This window comes from Massilia sp. MP_M2, from assembly GCF_039123635.1.
Lineage (GTDB): Bacteria > Pseudomonadota > Gammaproteobacteria > Burkholderiales > Burkholderiaceae_D > Telluria.
In genome coordinates this window covers 115,459-138,610 of sequence record NZ_JBCHJF010000004.1, presented here as the reverse complement: position 1 = coordinate 138,610, position 23,152 = coordinate 115,459, and the positions used below count along the sequence as shown (strand labels likewise).

Here is a 23,152-nt window from a genome sequence, read left to right as displayed (position 1 = left end):
AGTATCAGGGCGGGCCGCCGTGCGGCTCGCCGATATCAGGTACGGCGGTCCTTGCCGTATTCATCACCATCGCCAGCAGCGTGTAGTACCCGCAGATCCCCATCAGATCAACCGCGCCCTGTTCGCCGAACAGCGCCAGCGCATCCGCATATACGCGGTCCGGTACCGCCTTCGTCTCGTGCAGCGCGATGCAAAAATCGTGCACTACCGCTTCGTCGACCAGCATGCCGGCAGGCCGTTCGCGCGCCGCAATGGCCGCGATGACGGTCGCCGGAATCCCCGCCTGGGCCGCGATCGGCGCATGGATCGCCCATTCAACCGCCTGGTCCCACTGGCGCGCCGTGACCAGGATCGCGAGCTCCGACAGCCGCACGCCAAGCGCGCTGCGGTAGCGCAGGTACTCGCCCATGCGCTGCGCATGCAGCATCAGTTCGGGACTGCGCAGCAGCGGCACGAACGGGCCGTAGACGGCGCCGCGCGGGCCGTCGATGATCTCTTGCGCGGCGGCGCGCTGGGCTGCGGTCAAGGCGTGATCCGGGATGGGGCCGAGACGTTCATTCATCGAGCATACCCGCCTGTTGTATCGAAATTGAAAGCAGGAAAATATTCGCACGCCCCGCGTTAAAAATCAAAATAAGTGCTTCGGAGCACGCTTATCGTCAAGCGTTGAGCCAACGCCGAGGGAGCCGTCCATGAGCCACATCATCCACCGCAACCTGCGCCAGATGCCGCCCACGGCGGTCGGCGGCGAGGGCATCGTGCTGCGCGACAGCAGCGGCAAGACCTATCTCGACGCCAGCAGCGGCGCGGCGGTGTCGTCGCTGGGCCATGGTCACCCGGATGTCATCGCAGCGATGCACCGCCAGATCGACCGCTGCGCCTACGCCCATACGGCGTTCTTCACCACCGACGTGGCCGAGCAACTGGCCGAGCGCCTGATCGCCGGCGGGCCGCAGGACATGGGCGGCGTCTATTTTGTGTCCGGCGGCTCGGAAGCGATGGAGACCGCGCTCAAGCTGGCGCGCCAGTACTGGGTCGAGGCGGGCGAGCCGCAGCGCACGCAATTCATCGCGCGTCGCCAGAGCTACCACGGCAACACGCTTGGCGCGCTGGGCGTGGGCGGCAACGAGTGGCGCAAGCGCGCTTTTGCGCCGCTGCTGAAAGAGGCGCTGCGGGTCGCGCCCTGTTATGCCTACCGGGGCTGCAGCGAGGGCCTGTCGCTCGACGACTACACGGCCGGCCTGCTCGACGAACTCGAAACGGCGGTCATCAAGGCCGGCCCCGACACCATCATCGCCTTTGTCGCCGAGCCGGTGGTGGGCGCCACCGGCGGCGCGATCCCGCCCACGCCGGGCTACTTCCAGGGCGTGCGCGATATCTGCGACCGGCACCGCATCCTGTTCATCGCCGATGAAGTCATGTGCGGCATGGGCCGCACCGGCAGCATGTACGCGATCGGGCAAGAGGGCGTGGCGCCGGACATCGTGGCCGTGGCCAAGGGCCTGGGCGCCGGCTACCAGCCGATCGGCGCCGTACTCGCGCACGAGGCCATCGTCGACACGCTGCGCCAGCGCAGCGGCATGTTCCAGCACGGGCACACGTATATCGGCCATCCGGTGGCGACAGCGGCGGCGCTGGCGGTGCAGCAGGTGATCGAGCGTGACGACCTGCTGGCGCAGGTACAGCAGCGCGGCGCGCTGCTGCGGAGCATGCTGAACGATGCGTTTGGCGCGCACGAGCACGTGGGCGATATCCGCGGGCGTGGGCTGTTCCTGGCGCTGGAATTCGTGCGGGACCGTGAGACGAAGGCCCCGTTTGCGCCGGAAGTCAAACTGCACGCGGCGATCAAGGCCGAGGCCATGGCGCGCGGCTTGCTGGTGTATCCGATGGGCGGGACGATCGATGGCCAGCAGGGTGACCACGTGTTGCTGGCGCCGCCGTTCATCGTGACGCCGGGGGAGTTGTCCGAGATCGTGGCGCGGCTTGCTGATGCGGTGGAGGCAGCGGTAGGGCGGACGGCTACGCCGTCCGCGCGGTGATGGTTATCGGCGCCGTTGCCGTGCCGGATGATCTGGCTGCCAACCATCACCGCGTGGATGGCGCAGCCATCCACCCTACGATTCATTGGCGTGCGGTGTTACGCCACGACCTTGCGAATCCACTTTGCGATGTCCTGCACCTCTTCGAGGCACAGCGTGTGCTGCATCGGATACGCATGCCACTCGACCTGGTACCCGAGCGCCTCGACGACCTTGCGCGAATCTTCGGCGCGTGCAAACGGCACGACCGGATCCTGCACGCCGTGCGCCATGAAGATCGGCGTGCCCAGGCTCGCTTCGCTGCGCTCGGCGCCAGCCACGCTTGCCAGCGGCAGGTAGCCGGACAGGCACAGCATGCCCGCCAGTTTCTCGGGATGGCGCAAACCCGTCTGCAGCGTCATCGCGCAGCCCTGCGAGAAGCCGGCCAGGATGATGCGCGAGGCCGGGATGCCGCGCGCCTTTTCGCGGGCGATCAGCGCCTCGACCTGCAACTGCGATGCGCGCAGGCCGCCTTCGTCTTCGCGCCGCGTGAGGTCGGTGGCGACGATGTCGTACCACGAGCGCATCACGTAGCCGCCGTTGATCGTCACCGGCATCGTGTTCGCATGCGGGAACACGAAGCGGATGCCCGGCAGGCCGGTCAGGTCCAGTTCGCGCACGAGCGGCACGAAGTCGTTGCCGTCGGCGCCCAGGCCGTGCAGCCAGACGATGGCGATGGTCGGATTGGGGGCGGTCTCGATTTCGATATTGTCCAGCAGCTGGGTCATGGTGTCTTTCGCAATGCCGATTTGGGGCGGAAGGTCTGGCTCACCGCAGGATTGGTTTCCATGTACGGGCCACCGATCAGGTCGACGCAGTAGGGCACGGCCGCGAAGATGCCACCGACGAGCGTGGCACCGGCATCGTCCCTGAGGCCTTCGAGCGTTTCCTTGATCGACTTGGGCTGACCCGGCAGGTTCATGATCAGCGCCGCATGGTCTGCGGTTTCACGGATCACGGCCGTCTGGCGCGACAGGATCGCGGTCGGCACGAAGCGCAGGCTGATCTGGCGCATCTGCTCGCCGAAGCCCGGCATCTCTTTGGTGCCAACTGCCAGCGTGGCCTCGGGCGTGACGTCGCGCCGGGATGGACCGGTACCGCCGGTGGTGAGCACCAGGTGGCAGCGCGCCGTGTCGACCAGCTCGACCAGCGTGGCTTCAATGGCCGCGCGCTCGTCAGGAATCAGGCGCGTCTCGATCCGGTACGGCGTTGTCAGTGCGCTGGCCAGCCAGTCGGTCAGCGCCGGGATGCCCTTGTCTTCGTAGACGCCGCCGCTGGCGCGGTCGGAGACAGAGACAAGGCCGATCACCAGCACATCGTCAGCGACAGCGTTACTCGTCGTCGGACTCGTCATCGTTCGCTTCTTCGTCGGCAGCGGCAGCGGCGTCGGCTTTCTTCTTCTTTTGCAGGTCCTTGAGGATCTGGAAGATTTCGCGGAAGGCTTTCGGTGGCTTGGATTCGGCCACTTCCTTGCGCGCGTTGCGAATCAGGGTGCGCAGGTGCTGGACGTCGAGCTCGGGGTTTTCTTCGAGCAGCACGGTCAGCGCCGTGTCGTCCGACAGCAGCTTGTCGCGGCGGCGTTCGAGCGCGTGCAGCGACGCTGTTTCGGCCTTCGACGCGCCTTTCCAGCTGTCGATCGTGCGCTGGATGACGGCGACTTCTTCTTCGTTCAGCGTGCGCATTTTCTTGCCGACGAATTGCAGCGCGCGGCGCCGGCCTTCGTGGTTGGTGATGCTCTGGCACGTGAGGATGGCATCGCGCACGTCCTCCGGCATCTCGACGCGCTTGACGCGGTCGCGCGCCGCTTCGACAAGCTGCTCGCCGAGCTTTTGCAACTCGTTCGACTGGCGCTTGAGCTCAGACTTGGAGGGACGGTCGTACTCTGGTTCGAACTCGTTGGACTGGAAGCCCACCGAGCCGCGATTTGGATTAGGCATGATTTGGATGATTTGATTGGCGCTGGGCCGATCAGTGAAAACAGTAAACGGCTGCTATGATAACTGTTTTAGGGCCGGCCACGAAAAACACAGATGAACGATACCCCTTTTACGCACACTCAGGATCAGCTGAAACAGCTGGCGCGCGACATGCTGGCCCTCGCGCGCGCGCAGGGCGCGTCCGACGCGGCGGTCGAAATCAGTGAAGGGAGCGGCTTGTCGGTGTCTGTGCGTAAAGGCAACATCGAGACAATCGAGCAAAACAAGGACAAGGGCCTGGGCATCACCGTCTACTTCGGCCAGCGCCGCGGCAACGCGAGCACGTCCGATTTTTCCGCCGACTCGCTCAAGGCCACCGTCGAAGCAGCGTCGAACATCGCGCGCTTTACGGCCGACGACGACTGCGCCGGCCTGCCCGACGCCGACCTGATCGAAACCGCGCCGCGCGACCTGCGCCTGTTCTACCCGTGGCAGATCTCCACCGAACAAGCCGTCGAGCTGGGCCAGCGCTGCGAAGCCGCCGCGTTCGCCGTCGACAAGCGCATTACCAATAGCGAAGGCGCCAGCGTCTACGTGCAGCAGTCGCACTTCGTCGCCGCCAATTCGCGTGGTTTCCTGGGCGGCTACCCGTTCTCGCGCCACACGATCTCGGTCGCGCCGATCGCCGGCAAGGGCAACGGAATGCAGCGTGACGACTGGTACACGTCGTCGCGCGACCCCAAGCAACTGGCCGCGCCTGAAAAAGTCGGCCGCTACGCCGCCGAGCGCGCGCTGGCACGCCTGAATGCGCGCAAGCTCAGCACCCGCACCTGCCCGGTGCTGTTCGAAGCGCCGCTGGCCGCAGGCCTGTTGGGTGCGTTCGTGCAAGCCGTCTCCGGTGGCGCGCTGTACCGCAAGTCCACGTTCTTGCTCGACATGCTCGGCAAACAAGTGTTCCCATCGCATATCCAGATCGTGGAAGACCCGCACCTGATCGGCGGCGTCGGCTCGGCCCCGTTCGATGACGAGGGCGTCAAGACCGTGCGCCGCAAGGTGATCAGCGATGGCGTGCTGCAAGGCTATTTTTTGTCGTCGTACACGGCGCGCAAGATGGGCATGCCAACGACCGGCAACGCCGGCGGCGCGCACAACCTCGACATCGTCTCGAGCGCCACTCGCCGCACCGATGACTTCGAAGGCATGCTGCGCAAACTCGGCACGGGCCTCTTGGTTACCGAACTGATGGGGCAGGGCGTCAATTACGTTACCGGCGACTATTCACGCGGTGCATCCGGTTACTGGGTCGAGCAGGGCGTGATCCAGTACCCGGTCGAAGAAATCACGATCGCCGGCAATATGCGCGATATGTTCCAGCAGATCGTTGCCGTCGGCACCGACACGCTGGTTCGCGGCAACAAGACCACGGGCTCGATTCTGATCGAAAACATGGTCATTGCCGGCAACTAAGGAAAACGCATGACCCGCTTCGTTCGCATCGACAAGGAAAGCAGCCCCAAGACGGTGCTGCTGAACCTCGACCTGGTAGCCACCGTGGAGCTCGCTCCCCAATCCGATCTGCTCAGCTCAAGCGGGGACAGCCGCAAGGTGTATGCCACTTTCCTGGCGCCGGATAAAACCGCGATCGCTACCCTGCATTTCGACAGCAGCAGCGACGCCAATGCCTGGGTAAAGGCACATCTGGGCGTCGATCTGTAACCTACCTAGAGGATCGCGCATGGCCACCATCGAGTTGTACCGAGCATTCGACTTCCGTACTGCCCAGGACTGGGAGTGGACCATTACCGAGGCGATCCAGAATCGCATCACGATCGAGGGTGCGGGCAACAGGCAAACCTTCAGCGGCGACTTTGCTTATCTCGGCATCGACCGGGTGGCCGGCAGCGTCACCGGCACATCCTATTTCCAGAACGACGCCGAAGTCTACCGCGTCTCGAATGCACAACTCGATGCCGGCCGGATCGCGCAATTCGCGCGCAACGAACTCGATACCCAGCAGACCTACGCCTATGTGCTGTCGGGCGCCGACACTGTCATCGGCAGCGCCGGCAACGATTTTCTCAATGGCTATGGCGGCATCGACACCGCGGTCTATAGCGGCACGGCCGCCAGTCACACGGTCCGTGGCAGCGACAGCTCGTTCGCGGTCACCGGCGCTGCCGGCAGCGACACCTTGACCAACGTGGAGCGCCTGGCCTTTAGCGACAAGCACATCGCCATCGACGTCGGTGCCAACGACAATGGCGGCACCATCTACCGCCTGTACGAGGCCGCGCTGGACCGCGCCCCCGACCCGGTGGGCCTCGGGTACTGGATGGACCGCCTTGACGATGGCGCGAACATCGTCGACATCGCCGCCGGCTTCATCGGCAGCGCCGAATACGCCAGGCTGTATAGCGGCGTGACCAGCAATACCGAGCTGGTGACGAAGTACTATACGAACATCCTGGAACGTGCACCCGACGCGGGCGGCCTGGCCTATTGGTCCGGTCTTCTCGACAGTGGGAAAGCAAGCACCGCGCAGGTGCTCGACGCGATCAGCGACAGCGCTGAAAACATCGCAGCGGTCGCGCCGCTCATCGCCAACGGCTTCGAGTACGTGCCGTACGGCTGACGCTCTGCGTGCAGCTGGCATAAAAAAACGCCGTCGATCCGACGGCGTTTTGCATTGCGCAGGTGGGTGTTATTTGCGCGCGCGGATCGCGTTCAGCACCGGTTGCAGCACCGCAGCGCCCAAGCGCGCGCTGCGCGCGCCATCCCAGCCAACGAGTGGATCCGGGTCGTTCGCATTGTCCTTGAACGGCAGCTCGAGCGTCAGCGACAGGGCGCCGAAGGTGTGCGTGATGTGCGGCGAGCCCATGGTCAGGGTCTGGTCGGTGTAAGACGTCTTGCCGTAGCCGTGCACATCCTGGAAGTCCGGGCTGGCGACCTTGAAGTCGGCGATGAAGCTGGCCTGCGCCGCGCCTTGCTCGGGCGTGAAGTTCGGCAGCGACTCGCTGCCGGCCACGAACACGTACGGCAAGCCTTCGTCGCCGTGCACGTCCAGGCACACGTCCACGCCCGTCTCGTGCATCTTCTGGCGCACCAGAAAGACTTCCGGGCTGCGCTCCATGCTCGGATTGCGCCACTCGCGGTTCAGGTTCGCACCGGCGGCATTCGTGCGCAGGTTGCCGCGCACCGAGCCGTCCGGGTTCATGTTCGGCACCACGTAGAACACCGACTCTTTCAGCAGCTGGCGGCCGAACGGGTGGGCCGGATCGAGCAGCGCATCGAGCATGCCTTCGACGAACCATTCGGCCATCGTCTCGCCCGGGTGCTGGCGCGCGATGACCCAGACCTTCTTTTTACCTTCGGCCGGCTCGCCGATCACCAGCATGTTCAGATCGCGGCCGTCGACGGTCGAACCCAGGTCGAGCATGCGCACGTTCTCGGCCATCTGCGCGCGGTCGAGCAGCTCGAGGTGGCGTTCCCACGAATACGGCTCGAAGTAGGCGTAATACACGCTGTCCATGCCGGGCGTGTGCTCGATGGCCAGCACGCTGCCGTCGAACGACGTCGGCACGCGGAACCAGTTCACGCGGTCGTAGCTCGCCATCGCCTGGTAGTTTTCCCAGCCGGCCGGATAGGCGGCCTTGCCGGCATTGAGCAGGCGAATGGTGCAGGCTTGCCCTTGCGCGCCCTGCAGGCGGAAGTAGAACCACTGGATGATGTCGGCGTGCGAATCCTTGCGGATGTTCAGGTCGATGGCGTTCGCGCTCGTGGCGTTCACGACCTCGATGGCGCCAGCGTCGAATTGGCTGCTGATCTTGATAGACATGGTGTTGTCCTGTGTTGGGAAGACGTCAAAGAAGAAATGATACCGCTTTCGCCGCGCTACTGTTGCGCCAGCCCGCCGAAGCGGCTACGAAACGCCGCATCCGCCTCGGGCGTGGCCGCATCCTCGACGCGCAGCATGGCCAGCACGTGCTGCTCGGCGCGTTCGTGGCTCAGTTGATAAATGGTGCGCGCCAGCGCATACGCGTCGGTGCCCGGCCACGGATCGGGCAGCAGGGGCAACGGCAGCATCGGGTCGTGCAGCTGCACCCGGCGGTAGGCGTGAATCAGTAAGGTGCGGATCGCGAACGCGTGCGCCGGGCTGACGTCGCCGCGCGCCAGCAGGGCCGGCAGCGGGGCAAACGTCTCGATGAAGCCGCGATACCCGAGCACCACCGCATCGAGGTTCCAGCAGTCGCCGACCAGTTCGGGCAGTGGGCGCGAGCCGGCATCCGGCACTTCATCGGCCTGGCACACGAACACGCGCCCTTCGGCGCCGGTGCGCGCGAGGATGTCGCGCAGCAGGCCGCGGTCGGGTGCCGGATGCGCCATCACGCCGCTGGCCAGCATCGCGAAGCCTTCCCATTCGAGTTCCTTGCGCACCAGCGCGCGCAGGTCGCTGTCGATGCTGCCGTTGGTGGCCAGCACGAACGTCCAGCGACCATCCCAGTCCTGCCCGGGCGCGGCGTAGATGCGGCGGTTGGCGCGCTCGAAGCGCGGCAGCGCCGTCGGTGCCAGCGCATAGCGGCTGCGCCGACCTTCGCGGCTGGCCGTCAGCCAGCCTTCCTGCACCAGCCGGAACACGCTGGTGCGCACCAGCCGGTCGTTCACGCCGAGGGGCGCCAGCAGCTCGATCATGCTGCCGAGCCAGAAGGCACCGCCGTGGGGCGCGATCGCGTCGCCGCAGATCGTCATCACCAGCGACTTGTGGCGCGGTGGATCGGTGGCCAGGCTGAGGGCGATCCACTGGGTGCTGGTCATGTCATTCACGATCGGGCTCGATATGATTCAAAATTATTGTGTACTTAGGATTTTTTGTATCGTATTATGATTCGCACAGCTTTTGCAACGGGAGAGATCCATGTACGCACAATTGGTGGAGACAGGCCTCAACAAAGTCCGCACAGAACAGGACATGAGCGCCGAAGAGCAGGCCTTCCAGGCGCGCATCGACGCCGGGATCAAGATCGAACCGAAGGACTGGATGCCGGAAGCATACCGCAAGACGCTGATCCGTCAGATCTCGCAGCATGCCCATTCCGAGATCGTCGGCCAGCTCCCGGAAGGCAACTGGGTCACGCGCGCGCCGACCCTGCAGCGCAAGTCGGTCCTGCTGGCCAAGATCCAGGACGAGGCCGGCCACGGCCTGTACCTGTACAGCGCCGCCGAGACCCTCGGCGTCTCGCGCGACGAGCTGCTCGCTGCCCTGCACTCGGGTAAGGCCAAGTATTCGAGCATCTTCAATTATCCAACCCTGAGCTGGGCCGACATGGGCGCGATCGGCTGGCTGGTCGACGGCTCGGCGATCATCAACCAGATCCCGCTGTGCCGCTGCTCGTACGGGCCGTATGCGCGCGCCATGGTCCGCGTCTGCAAGGAAGAATCGTTCCATGCGCGCCAGGGCTACGACATCATGATGGCGCTGGCCAGGGGCACGCCCGAGCAGAAGGCGATGGCGCAGGATGCGCTCAATCGCTGGTGGTGGCCGTCGCTGATGATGTTCGGCCCGTCCGATGCCGAGTCGGTCAACAGCGCGCAGTCGAGCGCCTGGCGCATCAAGCTGTTCTCCAACGACGAACTGCGCCAGCGCATGGTCGATCAGACCGTGCCGCAAGCCGAGTACCTGGGCCTGACGGTACCGGATCCCGACCTCAAATGGAATGCCGAACGCGGCTCGTACGACTTCGGCGCGATCGACTGGACCGAGTTCTACGACGTTTTGAAAGGCAACGGCCCGTGCAACCGTGAGCGCCTGCGCACGCGTGTAAAAGCATGGGACGACGGTGAATGGTTCCGCGACGCGCTGGTGGCGCACGCCGACAAGCGGGCCGCTGCGTAGGGTGGACGGCTCTGCCGTCCACGCGTCCAAACCACATTGGCACTGACGTACACGCCAAACGGAGACAATAATGAGCAAAGAATGGCCCCTGTGGGAAGTCTTCATCCGCAGCCAGCACGGCCTGGCCCACAAGCACGTCGGCAGCCTGCACGCCCCTGACGCCGAGATGGCTGTCAACAATGCGCGCGACGTCTACACGCGCCGCAACGAAGGCGTCTCGATCTGGGTCGTGCGCGCCGCCGACATCGTCGCCAGCAGCCCGCACGACAAGGCCTCGCTGTTCGAGCCGGCCAACAGCAAGGTGTATCGCCACCCGACCTTCTTCCCGATGCCCGAAGAAGTCAAGAACCTGTGAGCGCGCCGGAGACCAATCCCATGGATGCAAGAATCGACTACCTGCTGCGCCAGGGCGACAACGCCCTGATCCTGTCGCAGCAACTGTGCCAGTTGTGCGGCAAGGGGCCGGCGCTGGAAGAAGACATGGCGCTGTCGAACGTGGCGCTCGACCTGCTGGGCCAGACCCGCATGTGGCTGTCGTATGCCGCCGAACTCGAAGGCCAGGGCCGCGACGAAGACCGCCTTGCATTCCTGCGCGACAGCGGCGAATACCGCAACTGCATCCTGCTCGAGCAGCCCAACGGCAGTTACGCCGATGTCGTCATGCGCCAGTTCCTGTTCGACGCGTGGCATTACTTCCTGATGGATGGCCTGACCCGTTCGAGCGACCCGCGCATCGCCGAGATTGCGGCCAAGTCGCTCAAGGAAGTCACCTACCATTTGCGCCGCAGCGGCGACCTGGTGGTGCGCCTGGGCGACGGCACGGCCACCAGCCACGCGCTGATGCAGAGCGCGCTGGACGACCTGTGGATGTACAGCGGCGAGATGTTCCTGTACGACGCGGTCGATGATGCGATGGTGGAGCAGGGCGTGGCACCGGCTGCCGGGCCACTGCGCGAACAGTATCTCGCTCATGTCGCGGAAGTGCTGAACGAAGCCACATTGACCATGCCATCGCCCGACGCCTGGATGCAGCGTGGCGGAAAGCAGGGCCGGCACAGCGAGCGCCTCGGCTTCATCCTGGCCGAGATGCAGTTCCTGCAGCGCGCCTATCCGGGCGCGGCCTGGTGATGACCGCGCTGGCCGTCTCGGTCGAGCAGGTCTGGGCCTGGCTGGGCGAGGTCGCCGATCCTGAAATCCCCGTCATCTCGATCGTCGACCTGGGCATCGTGCGCGATGTGGCGCTGCAGCTTGATGAGTGCGTGGTCACGATCACGCCCACGTATTCGGGCTGCCCGGCCATGACCGTGATTGCCGACAGCGTTGGGAACGCACTGCGCGCGCATGGCATCGAGCGCGTGCGCATCGTCACGCGCCTGGCGCCCGCCTGGACCACCGACTGGATGAGCGATGCCGGCAAAGCCGCGCTCACCGGCTACGGCATCGCGCCACCCGTGCAGCAGGCGATCGACATCAGTGGCCTGCACGCCGGCATCCGCCGCCGCGCCGCGCCAGCCGTGAGCTGCCCGCATTGTGGTTCGGCCCACACACAACTGACCAGCGAATTCGGTTCGACCCCGTGCAAGGCGCTCTACAAGTGCCTCGCGTGCCGCGAGCCGTTCGATTACTTCAAGTGTCATTAAAGCCCAGCATGAGCCAATTCCATCCACTCACCGTCAGCAAGGTGAAGTACGAAACGCGCGACGCCGTGTGCGTGACCTTCGACGTGCCGCCGGCATTGAAAGAGACCTTCGCCTACCGTCAGGGCCAGTACCTGACGCTGCGCGCCACGATCGATGGCGAGGACGTGCGTCGTTCGTACTCGATCTGTTCGGCGGTACAGGACGACCAGCTGCGCGTGGCGATCAAGCGCACGCCCGGCGGCCAGTTCTCCAGCTGGGCCAACGACAGCCTGCAACCGGGCGCGCAGCTGGACGTACTGCCCCCGAGCGGCAACTTCAACGTGCCGCTCGACGCGGCCAGCGATCGCCACTACCTGGTGTTTGCCGCCGGCAGCGGGATCACGCCGATCCTGTCGATCGTCAAGACCACGCTGCTGGCCGAGCCGCGCAGCCGCTTCACAATCGTGTACGGCAACCGCGCTTCGTCGAGCGTGCTGTTTCGCGACGAACTCACCGACCTGAAAGACCAGTACATGGACCGCCTGCGCCTGGTCTACGTGATGAGCCGCGAGCAGCAGGACATTGAACTCTTCAACGGCCGCATCACCGAAGACAAGTGCACGCAGTTTTTGCGCCAGTGGATCGACATCACGGCCATCGATGTCGCCTTCATCTGCGGCCCCGAAGACATGATGCATGGCGTCTCGCGCGCGCTGCAGGCGGCCGGGCTGGCCAAGGAGCAGATCCGCATCGAGCTGTTTGCTGCGAGCGCGCCGACCCGCGCGCGCGCGCCGCGCGCGCTCGCCGCCAGTGCGCGCCAGCACACCGAAGTGACCGTGATCATGGACGGCAGCGCCGCCAGCTTCACGATGGACAGGGACACCGAATCGCTGCTGGACGCGGGCCTGCGCGCCGGCATCGACATGCGCTATTCGTGCAAGGGCGGCGTGTGCTCGACCTGCCGCTGCAAGGTGCTCGCTGGCGAAGTGGAGATGGACGTGAACTACGCGCTGGAAGACTACGAAGTCGCGCGCGGGTTCGTGCTCAGCTGCCAGAGTTTTCCGGTGACCGACAAGGTGGTGGTGGATTTCGATATCGCCGAATAGCCGCGCGCAACCAGAACAAAAACGGAGACCACGATGAACTACGACAGCATCCAGTTCAAGGCAGAAGGCGGCGTCGCCGTCCTGACCCTGAACCGCCCCGATCGCCTCAACAGCTTCACCCGCGCCATGCACCTCGAAGTGCGCGATGCGCTCGCCCGCGTGCAGGCCGACCCATCCGTGCGCGTGCTGGTGCTGACCGGCGCCGGCCGCGGCTTTTGCGCGGGCCAGGATCTGGCCGACCGCGCCGTCGATCCGGGCGCGCCCAGTGTCGACCTGGGCGCCTCGGTCGAAGAGTTCTACGCGCCGCTCGTGCTCACGCTCAAAAACCTGCCGATGCCCGTCATCTGCGCCGTCAACGGCGTGGCTGCCGGCGCCGGCGCCAACCTGGCGCTGGCCTGCGACATCGTGCTGGCCGCCCAATCGGCCAGCTTCATCGAAGCGTTCAGCAAACTGGGCCTGATTCCCGACACCGGCGGCACCTGGCATTTGCCGCGCCTGATCGGCCCTGCGCGCGCGATGGGCCTGGCCATGCTGGGCGAAAAACTCAGCGCCGAAAAAGCCGAAGCCTGGGGCCTGATCTGGCGCTGCGTGCCCGACGCGACGTTGATGGACGAAGCGCTGGCCATGGCCGAACACTTCGCCGCCGCGCCGACCAAGGGCCTGGCATTCACCAAGCGCGCCTTCCAGGCCAGTTACGCCAACACGCTAGAACAGCAATTGCAGCTCGAAGCTGACATGATGCGCGAACTCGGTAACAGCCACGACTACCGCGAAGGCGTCGCCGCGTTCCTGGCCAAGCGCGCGCCGCAATTCAAGGGAGCGTGAGGATGCAGTCACTGCCGCCACATTCCACCATCGCCGTCATCGGCAGCGGCGCGATGGGCGCCGGCATCGCCCAGGTTGCGGCAACGGCCGGCCATCAGGTCCTGCTATTCGATACCCGGACCGGCGCCGCCGACCAGGCCATCGCGCAGATCGGCACCACCTATGCGCGCCTGGTCGCCAAGGGCCGCATGGGCGCCGTCGAATCCGATCTCGCGCGCGAGCGCCTGCGCCGCATCGATGCCTTGCACGAAGCGGCCGGTGCGGTGCTTGTCATCGAGGCCATCGTCGAAGACCTGCAGGTCAAGCGCGCGCTTTTTTCCGCGCTCGAAGCCGTCGTTGCCAGCGACTGCATCCTGGCGACCAACACGTCGTCGATTTCGGTCACGGCGATCGGCGCGCAACTGGCGCATCCCGAACGCCTCGTCGGCATGCATTTCTTCAATCCGGCGCCGCTGATGGCGCTGGTGGAAGTGGTGAGCGGTCTGGCAACGGGGCGCAATGTCGCGCAGGTCGTGTATGCCACCGCCGAAAAATGGGGCAAAAGCCCCGTGCATGCCAAATCGACGCCCGGCTTCATCGTCAACCGTGTGGCCCGCCCGTTCTATGGCGAGGCCTTGCGCCTGCTGCTCGAACAGGCGGGCGACGTTGCCACGCTCGACGCCGTCATGCGCGAGTGCGGCGGGTTTCGCATGGGCCCCTTCGAGCTGATGGACCTGATCGGGCATGACGTCAATTTCTCGGTCACCAATTCGGTGTTCGCGGCGTACTTCGGTGACCCGCGTTTCACGCCATCGGTGCTGCAGCAAGAGCTGGTTAATGCGGGCTTTTTGGGCCGCAAGACGGGGCGCGGGTTCTATCGCTATGGCGATGGCGTGGAAACGCCGGTCGTGCAGTCCGAAGCAGCGTGCGACCGCCCGGCGGCGGTCAAGTACGCGGGTGCGCCCGGCAGCGTCGATGCACTCGTCGCGCGGCTGCAGGCTTCCGGCATCGAGCTGACCGAGATCGAAGCCGCACCGGGCCTCTACTGCGGCGGCGCGGCGATCCATCTCACCGACGGGCGCAGCGCCACCGAGCGCGCGCAGGCGGATAACGGGCGCGACACGATCGTGTTCGACCTGCTGTTCGACGCCGCCACGGCGCCCCGCATCGCGCTCGCACGCGCTGACGGGTGCAGCGATGACGCCTGGCGCGCTGCGGTTGGCCTGTTCCAGGCCGCCGGCTTTGTCGTCACGCGCCTGGACGACGTGCCGGGCCTTGCCGTGATGCGCACGGTGGCGATGCTGGCCAACGAAGCGGCCGACGCCGTCCACCAGGGCGTGTGCAGCGCGCGCGCCGTGGACATCGCGATGCAGAAGGGCGTGAATTATCCGCGCGGGCCGCTGGGCTGGCTCGATGCGATCGGCATGGGTCAGGTCGTGACCGTGCTGGCGAACCTGGCGGCCACGTATGGCGAAGACCGCTACCGCGTTTCGCCACTGCTGCGTCGCAAGCTGGCCGCCGATCCGCAGGAGGCGCGTTTTCATGCTTGATGGTCAGCAGACGCAGGTAACGGCCCACGCCCAGGCGCTGGCCGAACTGGCCGGGCGCACGATGTTCGAACGCGACCCGGCGAGCAGGGCGCTGGGCATGGTGCTGGCCGAGATCCGCCCCGGTTATGCGCGCATGACGATGACCGTGCGCGCCGATATGCTCAACGGGCACGCGACCTGCCACGGCGGCTACATCTTCATGCTGGCCGACAGCGCCTTTGCCTTCGCCTGCAACTCGCACAACCTCAGTACCGTGGGCGCCGGCTGCACGATCGACTATCTCGCACCTAGCCATGCGGGCGACGTGCTGGTGGCCGACGCCATCGAGCAGGCGTTGCAGGGTAAAACCGGCGTCTACGACGTCACGGTGAAGACCGCGGACGGGCGCACCATCGCGCTGTTTCGCGGCAAGTCGCATCGCATCGGCGGCACCGTGGCACCCGTGGACGCCTGAACCACAAGGAGTCGACAGATGGTCCAACACCTTCCCGCACCGGGCGACCTGGAACCGATCGAGCGCGCCAGCCGCGACGAATTGCAGGCGCTGCAACTGCAACGCCTGCAATGGACGTTGCAGCACGCGTATGACAACGTGCCGCACTACCGCGCCGCGTTCGACGCCGCAGGCGTGCACCCGGCCGATCTCAAGACCCCGGCCGACCTGGCCAGGTTCCCGTTCACCGAAAAGAAAGCCCTGCGCGACAACTACCCGTTCGGCATGTTCGCCGTGCCGCGCGAGCAGGTGGTGCGCGTGCATGCCTCGTCCGGCACCACCGGCAAGCCCACCGTGGTCGGCTACACGCAGAACGATATCGACACCTGGGCAAACATCGTGGCACGTTCGATCCGCGCCGCCGGTGGCCGCCGGGGCGACCTGGTACACATCGCCTACGGCTACGGCCTGTTCACCGGCGGCCTGGGTGCGCACTACGGCGCCGAGCGCCTCGGTTGCACGGTGGTGCCGATGTCGGGCGGGCAGACCGAGAAGCAGGTGCAGCTGATCTGCGACTTCAAGCCATCGATCATCATGGTCACGCCGTCGTACATGCTCAACATCATCGAGGAATTCGCGCGTCAGGGGCTGGATCCGGCAGCGTCGTCGCTGCAGGTCGGTATCTTCGGCGCCGAGCCGTGGACCGATGCGATGCGGCGCGAGATCGAGACGCGCGCCGGCATCGATGCGGTCGATATCTACGGCTTGTCGGAAGTGATGGGCCCGGGCGTGGCCAGCGAATGCATCGAGAGCAAGGATGGCCCGGTGATCTGGGAAGACCATTTCTACCCCGAGATCATCGACCCCGACACGGGCGAGGTGCTGCCCGATGGGCAAGAGGGCGAGCTGGTATTCACGTCGCTGACCAAGGAAGCGCTGCCGATCATCCGCTACCGCACGCGTGATCTCACGCGCCTGCTGCCGCCAACGTCGCGCGCGATGCGCCGCATGGGCCGCATCACGGGACGCTCGGACGACATGCTGATCATCCGCGGCGTGAACGTGTTCCCCAGCCAGATCGAGGAACTGGTGCTGCGCATGCCGGCGCTGGCGCCGCACTACCAGCTGGTCGTGGCGCGCGACGGCCACCTCGACACGCTCGAGGTGCTGTGCGAGCTGCGCGATACGCTGCTCGCGCCGGACGCCATCGAGGCGCAGGCGCGCGAACTGCAGCACTGCATCAAGACCTATGTCGGCGTGACCACGCGCGTGCGCCTGCTGCCGCCGCAAGGCATCGAGCGCACGCTGACCGGCAAGGCCCGGCGCGTGGTCGACGGCCGTCCCAAACAATGAACAAGGAAACCAGCATGCTTGACGCTTTCATCTGCGATGCAATCCGCACGCCCTTTGGCCGCTACGGCGGGCTTCTTTCGACCGTGCGCGCCGACGACCTGGCCGCGCTGCCCATCGCCGCGCTGATGGCCCGCAACCCCGGCGTGGACTGGGCCCAGGTCGATGATCTGTTCTACGGCTGCGCCAACCAGGCGGGCGAAGACAACCGCAACGTCGGCCGCATGGCCGCGCTGCTGGCCGGGCTGCCGCAGGACGTGTCGGCCAACACGATCAACCGCCTGTGCGGCTCCGGCATGGACGCCATCGGCACCGCCGCGCGCGCGATCAAGGCCGGCGAAGCGCACCTGGTGATCGCGGGCGGTGTCGAAAGCATGACGCGCGCGCCGTTCGTCATGGGCAAGGCCGACAGCGCGTTTTCGCGCGCGGCGAAAATCGAGGACACGACGCTCGGCTGGCGCTTCGTCAATCCGCGCATGAAGGCGCAGTACGGCATCGACTCGATGCCTGAAACGGCCGAAAACGTGGCGCGCGAATTTGCCGTGAGCCGCGCCGACCAGGACGCGTTCGCGTTGCGCAGCCAGCAGCGCTGGGCGCACGCGCATGCCGCTGGCGTCTTCAGGGACGAGATCGTGCCGGTCACGCTCCAGGGCAAGAAAGAAACGCGCGTGGTCGACACCGACGAACAGCCGCGCGCCGATTCCAGCCTCGAGGCGCTGGCGAAGTTGAAGGGCGTCGTGAGCCCGGACGGCTCGGTCACCGCCGGCAATGCATCGAGCCTGAACGACGGCGCCTGCGCGCTGCTGCTGGCGTCCAGCGAGGCCGCGGCGCGCCATGGCTTGACCCCGCGCGCCCGCGTGATCGGCATGGCGACCGTCGGACTGGCGCCGCGCATCATGGGCTTTGGCCCGGCGCCGGCCGTCAGGAAGCTGCTGGCGCAGACGGGCCTGAGGCTGGACCAGATGGACGTGATCGAATTGAACGAGGCATTTGCGGCGCAGGGCCTGGCCGTGCTGCGCGATCTTGGCGTGCCGGACGACGCGGCGCACGTGAACCCGAATGGCGGCGCGATCGCGCTGGGCCATCCGCTGGGCGCTTCCGGTGCGCGCCTCGTCATGACCGCGGTGAACCAGTTGCACCGCACGGGCGGGCGCTATGCGCTGTGCACGATGTGCATCGGCGTCGGCCAGGGTATTGCCCTGATCGTTGAGCGGGTCTAGCCGAATGGTCAAAGTCTATGAAATCGATGGCGTGCGGCCCGTCGTGCATCCAACCGCCTACGTGCATCCCTCGGCCGTGTTGATCGGCGACGTGATCGTCGGCCCGCGCTGCTATATCGGCCCGTGCGCAAGCCTGCGCGGTGACTTCGGGCGCCTGATCCTGGAGGAAGGCGCCAATCTGCAGGATGCGTGCGTGATGCACGGCTTTCCGCTGGAAGATACCGTGGTCGAAGTCGATGGCCACATCGGCCACGGCGCCGTGCTGCATGGCTGCCGCGTGGGGCGCAATGCGATGGTCGGCATGAATGCGGTGGTGATGGACAAGGCGGTCGTGGGGGCGGAATCGATCGTCGCCGCCATGAGCTTCGTGAAAGCCGGCATGGTGATCCCGCCGCGCTCGATGGTCATGGGCACACCGGCCAAGGTGGTGCGTGCTTTGACCGATGACGACGTCGCGTGGAAGAGTTTCGGCACGCGCCAGTACCACGAGCTGGCCGTGCGCTCGCTGCAGACGATGCGCGAAGTCGATGCCGACACCGCCGTGGCGCCGGAGCGTGGCCGCATTGCTTTCGACACGAGCGCGCTGCACACGCCGAAGTCCTGAACCTACTGGAGATTACATGGGCCACATCCCGACACTGCAAAGCCTGATCGCCGGCCGCTGGCACGGCGCCACATCGCACACGCCGCTGCACAGTGCGCTCGACAGCACCCTGATCTATCACACGCACGCCGAGAAGATCGACTTCGACGAAGCGCTGACCTTTGCGCGCAAGACGGGCGTCAAGGCGCTGATGCGCCAGACGTTCCAGGAGCGAGCGGCGGCGCTCAAGGCGCTCGCGCTGTACCTGATGGAGCGCAAGGAAGAACTGTATGCCATCTCGCACCTGACGGGCGCCACGCGCCAGGATAGCTGGGTCGACGTCGAAGGCGGCATCGGCACGCTGTTTGCGTACGCCAGCATGGGTTCGCGCGAGCTGCCGTCGTCGAATGTGCTGCACGAAGGTCCGGCCATCGCGCTGGGCAAGGGGGGCGGCTTTGCCGGCACCCACATCCTGGTGCCGCGGGGCGGCGTGGCGGTGCACATCAACGCCTTCAACTTTCCGATCTGGGGCCTGCTCGAGAAGTTCGCACCGAGTTTCCTGGCCGCGATGCCGTGCATCGCCAAGCCGGCCACCGCCACCAGCTACCTGACCCACGCGGTGGTCAAGATGATGGTGGACTCGAACCTGCTGCCCGATGGCGCGCTGCAGCTCGTGATCGGCAGCACGGGCGACCTGCTCGATCGCCTCGGCGGTTTTGACGCTGTCACGTTCACCGGTTCGGCCGACACCGCCGCGATGCTGCGCGCGAACGAGAATCTGATCCGCGCATCGGTGCCGTTCACGGCCGAAGCCGACTCGCTCAATTGCGCAGTGCTGGCGCCCGACGTCACGCCGTCCGATCCCGAGTTCGACCTGTTCATCAGGGAAGTCGCGCGCGAGATGACCGGCAAGGCGGGCCAGAAGTGCACGGCAATCCGGCGCGTGATCGTGCCCGAAGGGCTGGTCGACGCGGTCGGCGAGCGCTTGCGCGAACGGCTGGCGAAGGTCACGGTGGGCGACCCGAAGGTCGAGGGCGTGCGCATGGGCGCACTGGCCTCGATGGACCAGCACCGCGATGTGAGCGCGCGGGTCGAGCTGCTCGCGCGCGGCAACGAGGTGCTGTTCGGTGCAGATGACGGGTTCAAGCCGGTGGGCGAGAACGTCGCCAGCGGCGCTTTTTTCTCGCCCACGCTGCTGTTGTGCCGCAATGCGATGGTCAACGAGGCCGTGCACGACGTGGAAGCCTTCGGCCCGGTCAGCACCCTGATGACCTACGGCGACATCGACGAAGCGCTCGAACTGGCGGCGCGCGGCAAGGGCAGTCTGGTGACCACCTTTGCCACAAAAGATCCGGCGCTGGCCGCGTACGCGGTGCCGATCGTGGCGGCGTCGCACGGCCGCGTGCTGATCCTCGACCGCGAGGCGGCCGTGGACAGCACCGGCCACGGCTCGCCGCTGCCGCAACTCAAGCATGGCGGGCCAGGGCGCGCCGGTGGTGGTGAAGAACTGGGCGGCATTCGCGCCGTGAAGCATTTCCTGCAGCGCGCCGCGGTGCAGGGCTCGCCCACGATGCTGGGCGCCGTCACGGGCGAATACGTGCGCGGCGGCGCGGTCAAGGAGAGCGAACTGCATCCGTTCCGCCGGCATTTCGAAGACCTGGAAGTCGGCCACTCACTGCTGACGCACCGGCGCACGGTGAGCGAGGCCGATATCGTCAACTTTGGCGGCGTCTCGGGCGACTATTTCTACATGCACTTCGACGCCATCGCGGCCAAGGACACGCAGTTCGGGCAGCGCATCGCGCACGGCTACTTCGTGCTGTCGGCGGCGGCGGGCCTGTTTGTCTCGCCCGCGCCGGGGCCGGTGCTGGCCAATTATGGACTGGACAATCTGCGCTTCGTGGCGCCGGTGGCGATCGGCGACACGATCCGCGCGCGCCTGACCTGCAAGCGCAAGGTCGATCGCAACCGCACGGACGAACAGGGCCGGGGGCAGGGCGTGGTGGCATGGGACGTGCAGGTGACCAACCAGCGCGATGAGCTGGTGGCCAGTTACGACATTTTGACGCTGGTGCAGAAGCGCGCAGTGGACGAATCCCCGCGGCATTGAGCGATCCGCGATCCGTGGCACGACGCCGTGCGTTGAACGCGTGGACGGCGCAGCCGTCCACCCTACGTGCCATGCCACGCGTTTAACATGCCACGACCAATCGATAATGTGTAGGGTGGACGGGTCCCCCGTCCACGCGTTCAACGTGCAGCGACCAATCGATGATCGGTAGGGTGGACGGGGCCCCCGTCCACACGTTCAACATGCAATGACCAATCAATGACCGGTCACATGACGCCGTGCGTCGAACGGCTTGAACAAAATTACGAGCGCGTGCGCTGCAGACGCAGCAAGCCGTCAGCCGTGCGGATCGCGCGCAAATCGTCGTAATCGGGCACGCCCGTCACGTCGGTCTCGACCGGGTGCTTGTGCGTGGCGGTGACCATCACGCTGTCCATGCCGGCGGCGGCCGCCGATTGCAGGCCGGCCAGCGTGTCTTCGAACACGAGGCATTCTTCCGGGCGCATGCCCAGCTTCTCGGCGCCGAGCAAAAACGGGTCCGGCGCCGGCTTGCCGTGTTTGACGTCTTCGGCTGCGACCAGCACCGGCGGCAGCGGCAGGCCGGCTGCGGCGATGCGTGCCTGGGCCAGCGCGCGCGGCGCCGACGTTACGATCGCCCAGCGCTCCGGTGGCAGCGTGGCCAGGAAGGCGGCCACGCCGGCAATGGCTTCGATGCCGTCGACGTCGTCGATTTCGGCCAGCGTGATGCGGCGCGCTTCTGCTTCGGCGTCGATGTCGGGCAGGCCCAGGCCGCGCACGGTGTCGATGCTGCGCTTGCCGTGGATCGTCGGCAGGAACACGTCGACGTCCAGCCCATGGCTGCGCGCCCAGTCGGCCCAGACCCGCTCGGCGGCGATGATCGATGTCAGGATGGTGCCGTCCATGTCGAACAGGAAGGCGGCGTAGTCGCGTGCGGGCAATGCGGTCATGGCGTCATCAATCTAAAAAGGCATAAAAAAGCGGGCCGGGGCTGTGCAGCGCCGGCCCGCTTGTGCGGTGTTAAATTACCCGGCCAGCTGCTTGCGCACACGCTCGATGGCGATGCGCACCTGGTTCGGCGCGGTGCCGCCCACGTGGTCGCGCGCGGCCACCGAGCCTTCGAGCGTGAGTACCGCGAACACGTCCTGCTCGATCAGCGGCGAGAACGTCTGCAGCGTTTCGAGCGACATCTCGGACAGGTCGCAACCGGCCACGTCGCAGGCGCGCACTGCATGCGCCACCGCTTCGTGGGCATCGCGGAACGGCAGGCCGCGCTTGACGAGGTAGTCGGCCAGGTCAGTTGCCGTGGCATAGCCCTGCAGCGCCGCGGCGCGCATATTGTCGGCCTTGACCGTGATGCCCGAGGCCATGTCGGTGAAGATGCGCAGCGTGTCCATCACGGTGTCGATCGTGTCGAACAGTGGCTCCTTGTCTTCCTGGTTGTCCTTGTTGTAGGCCAGCGGCTGGCCCTTCATCAGGGTCAAGAGACCGATCAGGTGGCCATACACGCGGCCGGTCTTGCCACGGGCGAGCTCCGGCACGTCCGGGTTTTTCTTTTGCGGCATGATCGACGAGCCGGTGCAGAAGCGGTCGGCGATGTCGATGAAGCCGATGCGCGGGCTGATCCACATGACCAGTTCTTCGGACATGCGCGAGATGTGCATCATCAGAATCGCTGCAGCGGCCGTGAACTCGATGGCGAAGTCGCGGTCTGACACTGCATCGAGGGAGTTATGGCACACGTCGTCGAAGCCGAGCGTTTTGGCCACGCGCAGGCGGTCGATCGGGAAGGTGGTGCCGGCCAGTGCGGCGGCGCCCAGCGGCAGGCGGTTCACGCGGCGGCGCGCGTCGAGCATGCGCTCGGCATCGCGGCCGAACATTTCGACATAGGCCAGCATGTGGTGGCCAAAGGTGATCGGTTGCGCCACTTGCAGGTGCGTAAAGCCCGGCATGATCGTGTCGGCATGGCGTTCGGCGAGGTCAGTCAGTGCGCCGCGCAGGCTGGCGAGCAGCGTGACGATGTCGTCGATCGCGGCGCGCACGTACAGGCGAATGTCGGTGGCAACCTGGTCGTTGCGCGAGCGGCCCGTGTGCAGGCGCTTGCCAGCGTCGCCCACCAGTTCGGTCAGGCGTTTTTCGATGTTCAGGTGCACGTCTTCGAGGTCGAGCAGCCACTCGAAGGTGCCGGCGTCGATCTCGGCCCGGATCTGCGTCATGCCGCGTTCAATTTCAGCGCGGTCGTGTTCGCTGATGATGCCTTGCGCGGCCAGCATCTCGGCGTGCGCCAGCGAGCCCTCGATGTCGTGCGGGGCCAGGCGTTTGTCGAAGAAGACCGATGCGGTGTAGCGCTTGACGAGATCCGACACGGGTTCGGAGAAGCGGGCAGACCAGGCTTCGGCTTTTTTGGAGAATTGTTCGGTCATGGTGGGATTCCGGTTGGGGATCCCTTGATTATAAACTGCGCTGCCTGTGCGCCATGCGGCGTGGCTGCCCGGCCTCGCAGGCAGGCTCGCA

The 23,152-nt window shown here is 66.0% G+C and carries 24 protein-coding genes; 16 read left to right on the top strand and 8 right to left on the bottom strand.

The window, feature by feature from the left end:
• Nucleotides 1-4: 4 nt before the first annotated feature.
• Nucleotides 5-562: a carboxymuconolactone decarboxylase family protein gene (locus RCH14_RS10945; RefSeq protein ID WP_343026148.1), complete on the bottom strand. Its 558-nt coding sequence runs from the start codon at nt 560-562 to the stop codon at nt 5-7.
• Nucleotides 563-692: 130 nt separating this feature from the next.
• On the opposite strand from RCH14_RS10945, the gene RCH14_RS10940 reads away from it, so the two are divergent.
• Nucleotides 693-2,039 carry an aspartate aminotransferase family protein gene (locus RCH14_RS10940; protein ID WP_343026147.1) on the top strand — a complete coding sequence of 449 codons (1,347 nt, stop codon included), beginning with the start codon at nt 693-695 and terminating at the stop codon, nt 2,037-2,039.
• Between the two features lie 98 nt (nt 2,040-2,137).
• Here the strand turns inward: RCH14_RS10940 and RCH14_RS10935 are convergent, their stop codons facing one another.
• From RCH14_RS10935 to yjgA, 3 genes are read right to left on the bottom strand one after another with little or no spacing between them, the layout of a single operon-like run.
• Nucleotides 2,138-2,806 carry an alpha/beta hydrolase gene (locus RCH14_RS10935; protein ID WP_343026146.1) on the bottom strand — a complete coding sequence of 223 codons (669 nt, stop codon included), beginning with the start codon at nt 2,804-2,806 and terminating at the stop codon, nt 2,138-2,140.
• Nucleotides 2,803-3,432 (bottom strand): molybdopterin adenylyltransferase, encoded by a 630-nt coding sequence (gene mog, locus RCH14_RS10930; protein WP_343026145.1) that lies wholly within the window; start codon nt 3,430-3,432, stop codon nt 2,803-2,805. Before mog ends, RCH14_RS10935 begins: the two co-directional genes overlap by 4 nt.
• Nucleotides 3,410-4,015 (bottom strand): ribosome biogenesis factor YjgA, encoded by a 606-nt coding sequence (gene yjgA, locus RCH14_RS10925; protein ID WP_343026144.1) that lies wholly within the window; start codon nt 4,013-4,015, stop codon nt 3,410-3,412. Before yjgA ends, mog begins: the two co-directional genes overlap by 23 nt.
• 93 nt (nt 4,016-4,108) lie before the next feature.
• Here yjgA and pmbA point away from each other — a divergent pair, with 93 nt between their 5' ends.
• From pmbA to RCH14_RS10910, 3 genes are read left to right on the top strand one after another with little or no spacing between them, the layout of a single operon-like run.
• Nucleotides 4,109-5,461, top strand: coding sequence for a metalloprotease PmbA (gene pmbA / locus RCH14_RS10920; protein ID WP_343026143.1), 1,353 nt, complete (start codon nt 4,109-4,111; stop codon nt 5,459-5,461).
• A 9-nt stretch (nt 5,462-5,470) separates the two neighbouring features.
• Nucleotides 5,471-5,710: a hypothetical protein gene (locus RCH14_RS10915; RefSeq protein ID WP_258835712.1), complete on the top strand. Its 240-nt coding sequence runs from the start codon at nt 5,471-5,473 to the stop codon at nt 5,708-5,710.
• Between the two features lie 19 nt (nt 5,711-5,729).
• On the top strand, nt 5,730-6,626 hold the full coding sequence (locus RCH14_RS10910) for a DUF4214 domain-containing protein (protein ID WP_343026142.1): 897 nt from the start codon (nt 5,730-5,732) through the stop codon (nt 6,624-6,626).
• Between the two features lie 69 nt (nt 6,627-6,695).
• On the opposite strand, the gene RCH14_RS10905 is transcribed toward RCH14_RS10910, so the two are convergent.
• Together RCH14_RS10905 and paaX are read right to left on the bottom strand one after the other, a co-directional pair.
• Complete coding sequence (locus RCH14_RS10905; protein ID WP_343026141.1) at nt 6,696-7,829, bottom strand: M14-type cytosolic carboxypeptidase; 1,134 nt, start codon at nt 7,827-7,829, stop codon at nt 6,696-6,698.
• A gap of 56 nt (nt 7,830-7,885) precedes the next feature.
• A complete protein-coding gene (gene paaX, locus RCH14_RS10900; RefSeq protein ID WP_343026427.1) occupies nt 7,886-8,806 on the bottom strand; it encodes a phenylacetic acid degradation operon negative regulatory protein PaaX in 921 nt (306 codons plus the stop codon).
• A gap of 100 nt (nt 8,807-8,906) precedes the next feature.
• On the opposite strand from paaX, the gene paaA reads away from it, so the two are divergent.
• From paaA to paaZ, 12 genes are all read left to right on the top strand, one after another.
• Nucleotides 8,907-9,884 carry a 1,2-phenylacetyl-CoA epoxidase subunit PaaA gene (paaA, locus tag RCH14_RS10895; RefSeq protein WP_343026140.1) on the top strand — a complete coding sequence of 326 codons (978 nt, stop codon included), beginning with the start codon at nt 8,907-8,909 and terminating at the stop codon, nt 9,882-9,884.
• A 70-nt stretch (nt 9,885-9,954) separates the two neighbouring features.
• On the top strand, nt 9,955-10,239 hold the full coding sequence (gene paaB / locus RCH14_RS10890; protein WP_332532214.1) for a 1,2-phenylacetyl-CoA epoxidase subunit PaaB: 285 nt from the start codon (nt 9,955-9,957) through the stop codon (nt 10,237-10,239).
• A 20-nt stretch (nt 10,240-10,259) separates the two neighbouring features.
• The gene (paaC, locus tag RCH14_RS10885) at nt 10,260-11,012 is read left to right on the top strand and encodes a 1,2-phenylacetyl-CoA epoxidase subunit PaaC (protein ID WP_343026139.1); all 753 of its coding nucleotides are present in this window, start codon (nt 10,260-10,262) and stop codon (nt 11,010-11,012) included.
• On the top strand, nt 11,012-11,524 hold the full coding sequence (gene paaD / locus RCH14_RS10880; protein ID WP_343026138.1) for a 1,2-phenylacetyl-CoA epoxidase subunit PaaD: 513 nt from the start codon (nt 11,012-11,014) through the stop codon (nt 11,522-11,524). The genes paaC and paaD overlap by 1 nt, the downstream gene beginning before the upstream one ends.
• 8 nt (nt 11,525-11,532) lie before the next feature.
• The gene (paaE, locus tag RCH14_RS10875; RefSeq protein WP_343026137.1) at nt 11,533-12,609 is read left to right on the top strand and encodes a 1,2-phenylacetyl-CoA epoxidase subunit PaaE; all 1,077 of its coding nucleotides are present in this window, start codon (nt 11,533-11,535) and stop codon (nt 12,607-12,609) included.
• A 33-nt stretch (nt 12,610-12,642) separates the two neighbouring features.
• Nucleotides 12,643-13,434 carry a 2-(1,2-epoxy-1,2-dihydrophenyl)acetyl-CoA isomerase PaaG gene (gene paaG / locus RCH14_RS10870; protein WP_343026136.1) on the top strand — a complete coding sequence of 264 codons (792 nt, stop codon included), beginning with the start codon at nt 12,643-12,645 and terminating at the stop codon, nt 13,432-13,434.
• 2 nt (nt 13,435-13,436) lie between these two features.
• Nucleotides 13,437-14,963: a 3-hydroxyacyl-CoA dehydrogenase PaaH gene (paaH, locus tag RCH14_RS10865; protein WP_343026135.1), complete on the top strand. Its 1,527-nt coding sequence runs from the start codon at nt 13,437-13,439 to the stop codon at nt 14,961-14,963.
• Nucleotides 14,956-15,417 (top strand): hydroxyphenylacetyl-CoA thioesterase PaaI, encoded by a 462-nt coding sequence (gene paaI, locus RCH14_RS10860; RefSeq protein ID WP_343026134.1) that lies wholly within the window; start codon nt 14,956-14,958, stop codon nt 15,415-15,417. Before paaH ends, paaI begins: the two co-directional genes overlap by 8 nt.
• Before the next feature lie 18 nt (nt 15,418-15,435).
• Complete coding sequence (gene paaK / locus RCH14_RS10855) at nt 15,436-16,749, top strand: phenylacetate--CoA ligase PaaK (RefSeq protein ID WP_343026133.1); 1,314 nt, start codon at nt 15,436-15,438, stop codon at nt 16,747-16,749.
• Nucleotides 16,750-16,763: 14 nt separating this feature from the next.
• Entirely contained in the window at nt 16,764-17,966 is a 1,203-nt protein-coding gene (gene pcaF / locus RCH14_RS10850) for a 3-oxoadipyl-CoA thiolase (protein WP_343026132.1), read from the top strand.
• 4 nt (nt 17,967-17,970) lie between these two features.
• Nucleotides 17,971-18,570 carry a phenylacetic acid degradation protein PaaY gene (locus tag RCH14_RS10845; protein WP_343026131.1) on the top strand — a complete coding sequence of 200 codons (600 nt, stop codon included), beginning with the start codon at nt 17,971-17,973 and terminating at the stop codon, nt 18,568-18,570.
• A gap of 16 nt (nt 18,571-18,586) precedes the next feature.
• The gene (gene paaZ, locus RCH14_RS10840; protein ID WP_343026130.1) at nt 18,587-20,659 is read left to right on the top strand and encodes a phenylacetic acid degradation bifunctional protein PaaZ; all 2,073 of its coding nucleotides are present in this window, start codon (nt 18,587-18,589) and stop codon (nt 20,657-20,659) included.
• Nucleotides 20,660-20,922: 263 nt separating this feature from the next.
• On the opposite strand, the gene RCH14_RS10835 is transcribed toward paaZ, so the two are convergent.
• Together RCH14_RS10835 and argH are read right to left on the bottom strand one after the other, a co-directional pair.
• Nucleotides 20,923-21,588: an HAD-IA family hydrolase gene (locus tag RCH14_RS10835; RefSeq protein ID WP_343026129.1), complete on the bottom strand. Its 666-nt coding sequence runs from the start codon at nt 21,586-21,588 to the stop codon at nt 20,923-20,925.
• A 75-nt stretch (nt 21,589-21,663) separates the two neighbouring features.
• Complete coding sequence (argH, locus tag RCH14_RS10830) at nt 21,664-23,061, bottom strand: argininosuccinate lyase (protein WP_343026128.1); 1,398 nt, start codon at nt 23,059-23,061, stop codon at nt 21,664-21,666.
• Between the last annotated feature and the right edge of the window lie 91 nt (nt 23,062-23,152).

Bases quoted from the DNA above. Each gene is read 5' to 3' on its own strand.
- RCH14_RS10945 (WP_343026148.1), bottom strand. From the start codon at position 562: ATGAATGAACGTCTCGGCCCCATCCCGGATCACGCCTTGACCGCAGCC.
- RCH14_RS10940 (WP_343026147.1), top strand. From the start codon at position 693: ATGAGCCACATCATCCACCGCAACCTGCGCCAGATGCCGCCCACGGCG.
- RCH14_RS10935 (WP_343026146.1), bottom strand. From the start codon at position 2,806: ATGACCCAGCTGCTGGACAATATCGAAATCGAGACCGCCCCCAATCCG.
- mog (WP_343026145.1), bottom strand. From the start codon at position 3,432: ATGACGAGTCCGACGACGAGTAACGCTGTCGCTGACGATGTGCTGGTG.
- yjgA (WP_343026144.1), bottom strand. From the start codon at position 4,015: ATGCCTAATCCAAATCGCGGCTCGGTGGGCTTCCAGTCCAACGAGTTC.
- pmbA (WP_343026143.1), top strand. From the start codon at position 4,109: ATGAACGATACCCCTTTTACGCACACTCAGGATCAGCTGAAACAGCTG.
- RCH14_RS10915 (WP_258835712.1), top strand. From the start codon at position 5,471: ATGACCCGCTTCGTTCGCATCGACAAGGAAAGCAGCCCCAAGACGGTG.
- RCH14_RS10910 (WP_343026142.1), top strand. From the start codon at position 5,730: ATGGCCACCATCGAGTTGTACCGAGCATTCGACTTCCGTACTGCCCAG.
- RCH14_RS10905 (WP_343026141.1), bottom strand. From the start codon at position 7,829: ATGTCTATCAAGATCAGCAGCCAATTCGACGCTGGCGCCATCGAGGTC.
- paaX (WP_343026427.1), bottom strand. From the start codon at position 8,806: ATGACCAGCACCCAGTGGATCGCCCTCAGCCTGGCCACCGATCCACCG.
- paaA (WP_343026140.1), top strand. From the start codon at position 8,907: ATGTACGCACAATTGGTGGAGACAGGCCTCAACAAAGTCCGCACAGAA.
- paaB (WP_332532214.1), top strand. From the start codon at position 9,955: ATGAGCAAAGAATGGCCCCTGTGGGAAGTCTTCATCCGCAGCCAGCAC.
- paaC (WP_343026139.1), top strand. From the start codon at position 10,260: ATGGATGCAAGAATCGACTACCTGCTGCGCCAGGGCGACAACGCCCTG.
- paaD (WP_343026138.1), top strand. From the start codon at position 11,012: ATGACCGCGCTGGCCGTCTCGGTCGAGCAGGTCTGGGCCTGGCTGGGC.
- paaE (WP_343026137.1), top strand. From the start codon at position 11,533: ATGAGCCAATTCCATCCACTCACCGTCAGCAAGGTGAAGTACGAAACG.
- paaG (WP_343026136.1), top strand. From the start codon at position 12,643: ATGAACTACGACAGCATCCAGTTCAAGGCAGAAGGCGGCGTCGCCGTC.
- paaH (WP_343026135.1), top strand. From the start codon at position 13,437: ATGCAGTCACTGCCGCCACATTCCACCATCGCCGTCATCGGCAGCGGC.
- paaI (WP_343026134.1), top strand. From the start codon at position 14,956: ATGCTTGATGGTCAGCAGACGCAGGTAACGGCCCACGCCCAGGCGCTG.
- paaK (WP_343026133.1), top strand. From the start codon at position 15,436: ATGGTCCAACACCTTCCCGCACCGGGCGACCTGGAACCGATCGAGCGC.
- pcaF (WP_343026132.1), top strand. From the start codon at position 16,764: ATGCTTGACGCTTTCATCTGCGATGCAATCCGCACGCCCTTTGGCCGC.
- RCH14_RS10845 (WP_343026131.1), top strand. From the start codon at position 17,971: ATGGTCAAAGTCTATGAAATCGATGGCGTGCGGCCCGTCGTGCATCCA.
- paaZ (WP_343026130.1), top strand. From the start codon at position 18,587: ATGGGCCACATCCCGACACTGCAAAGCCTGATCGCCGGCCGCTGGCAC.
- RCH14_RS10835 (WP_343026129.1), bottom strand. From the start codon at position 21,588: ATGACCGCATTGCCCGCACGCGACTACGCCGCCTTCCTGTTCGACATG.
- argH (WP_343026128.1), bottom strand. From the start codon at position 23,061: ATGACCGAACAATTCTCCAAAAAAGCCGAAGCCTGGTCTGCCCGCTTC.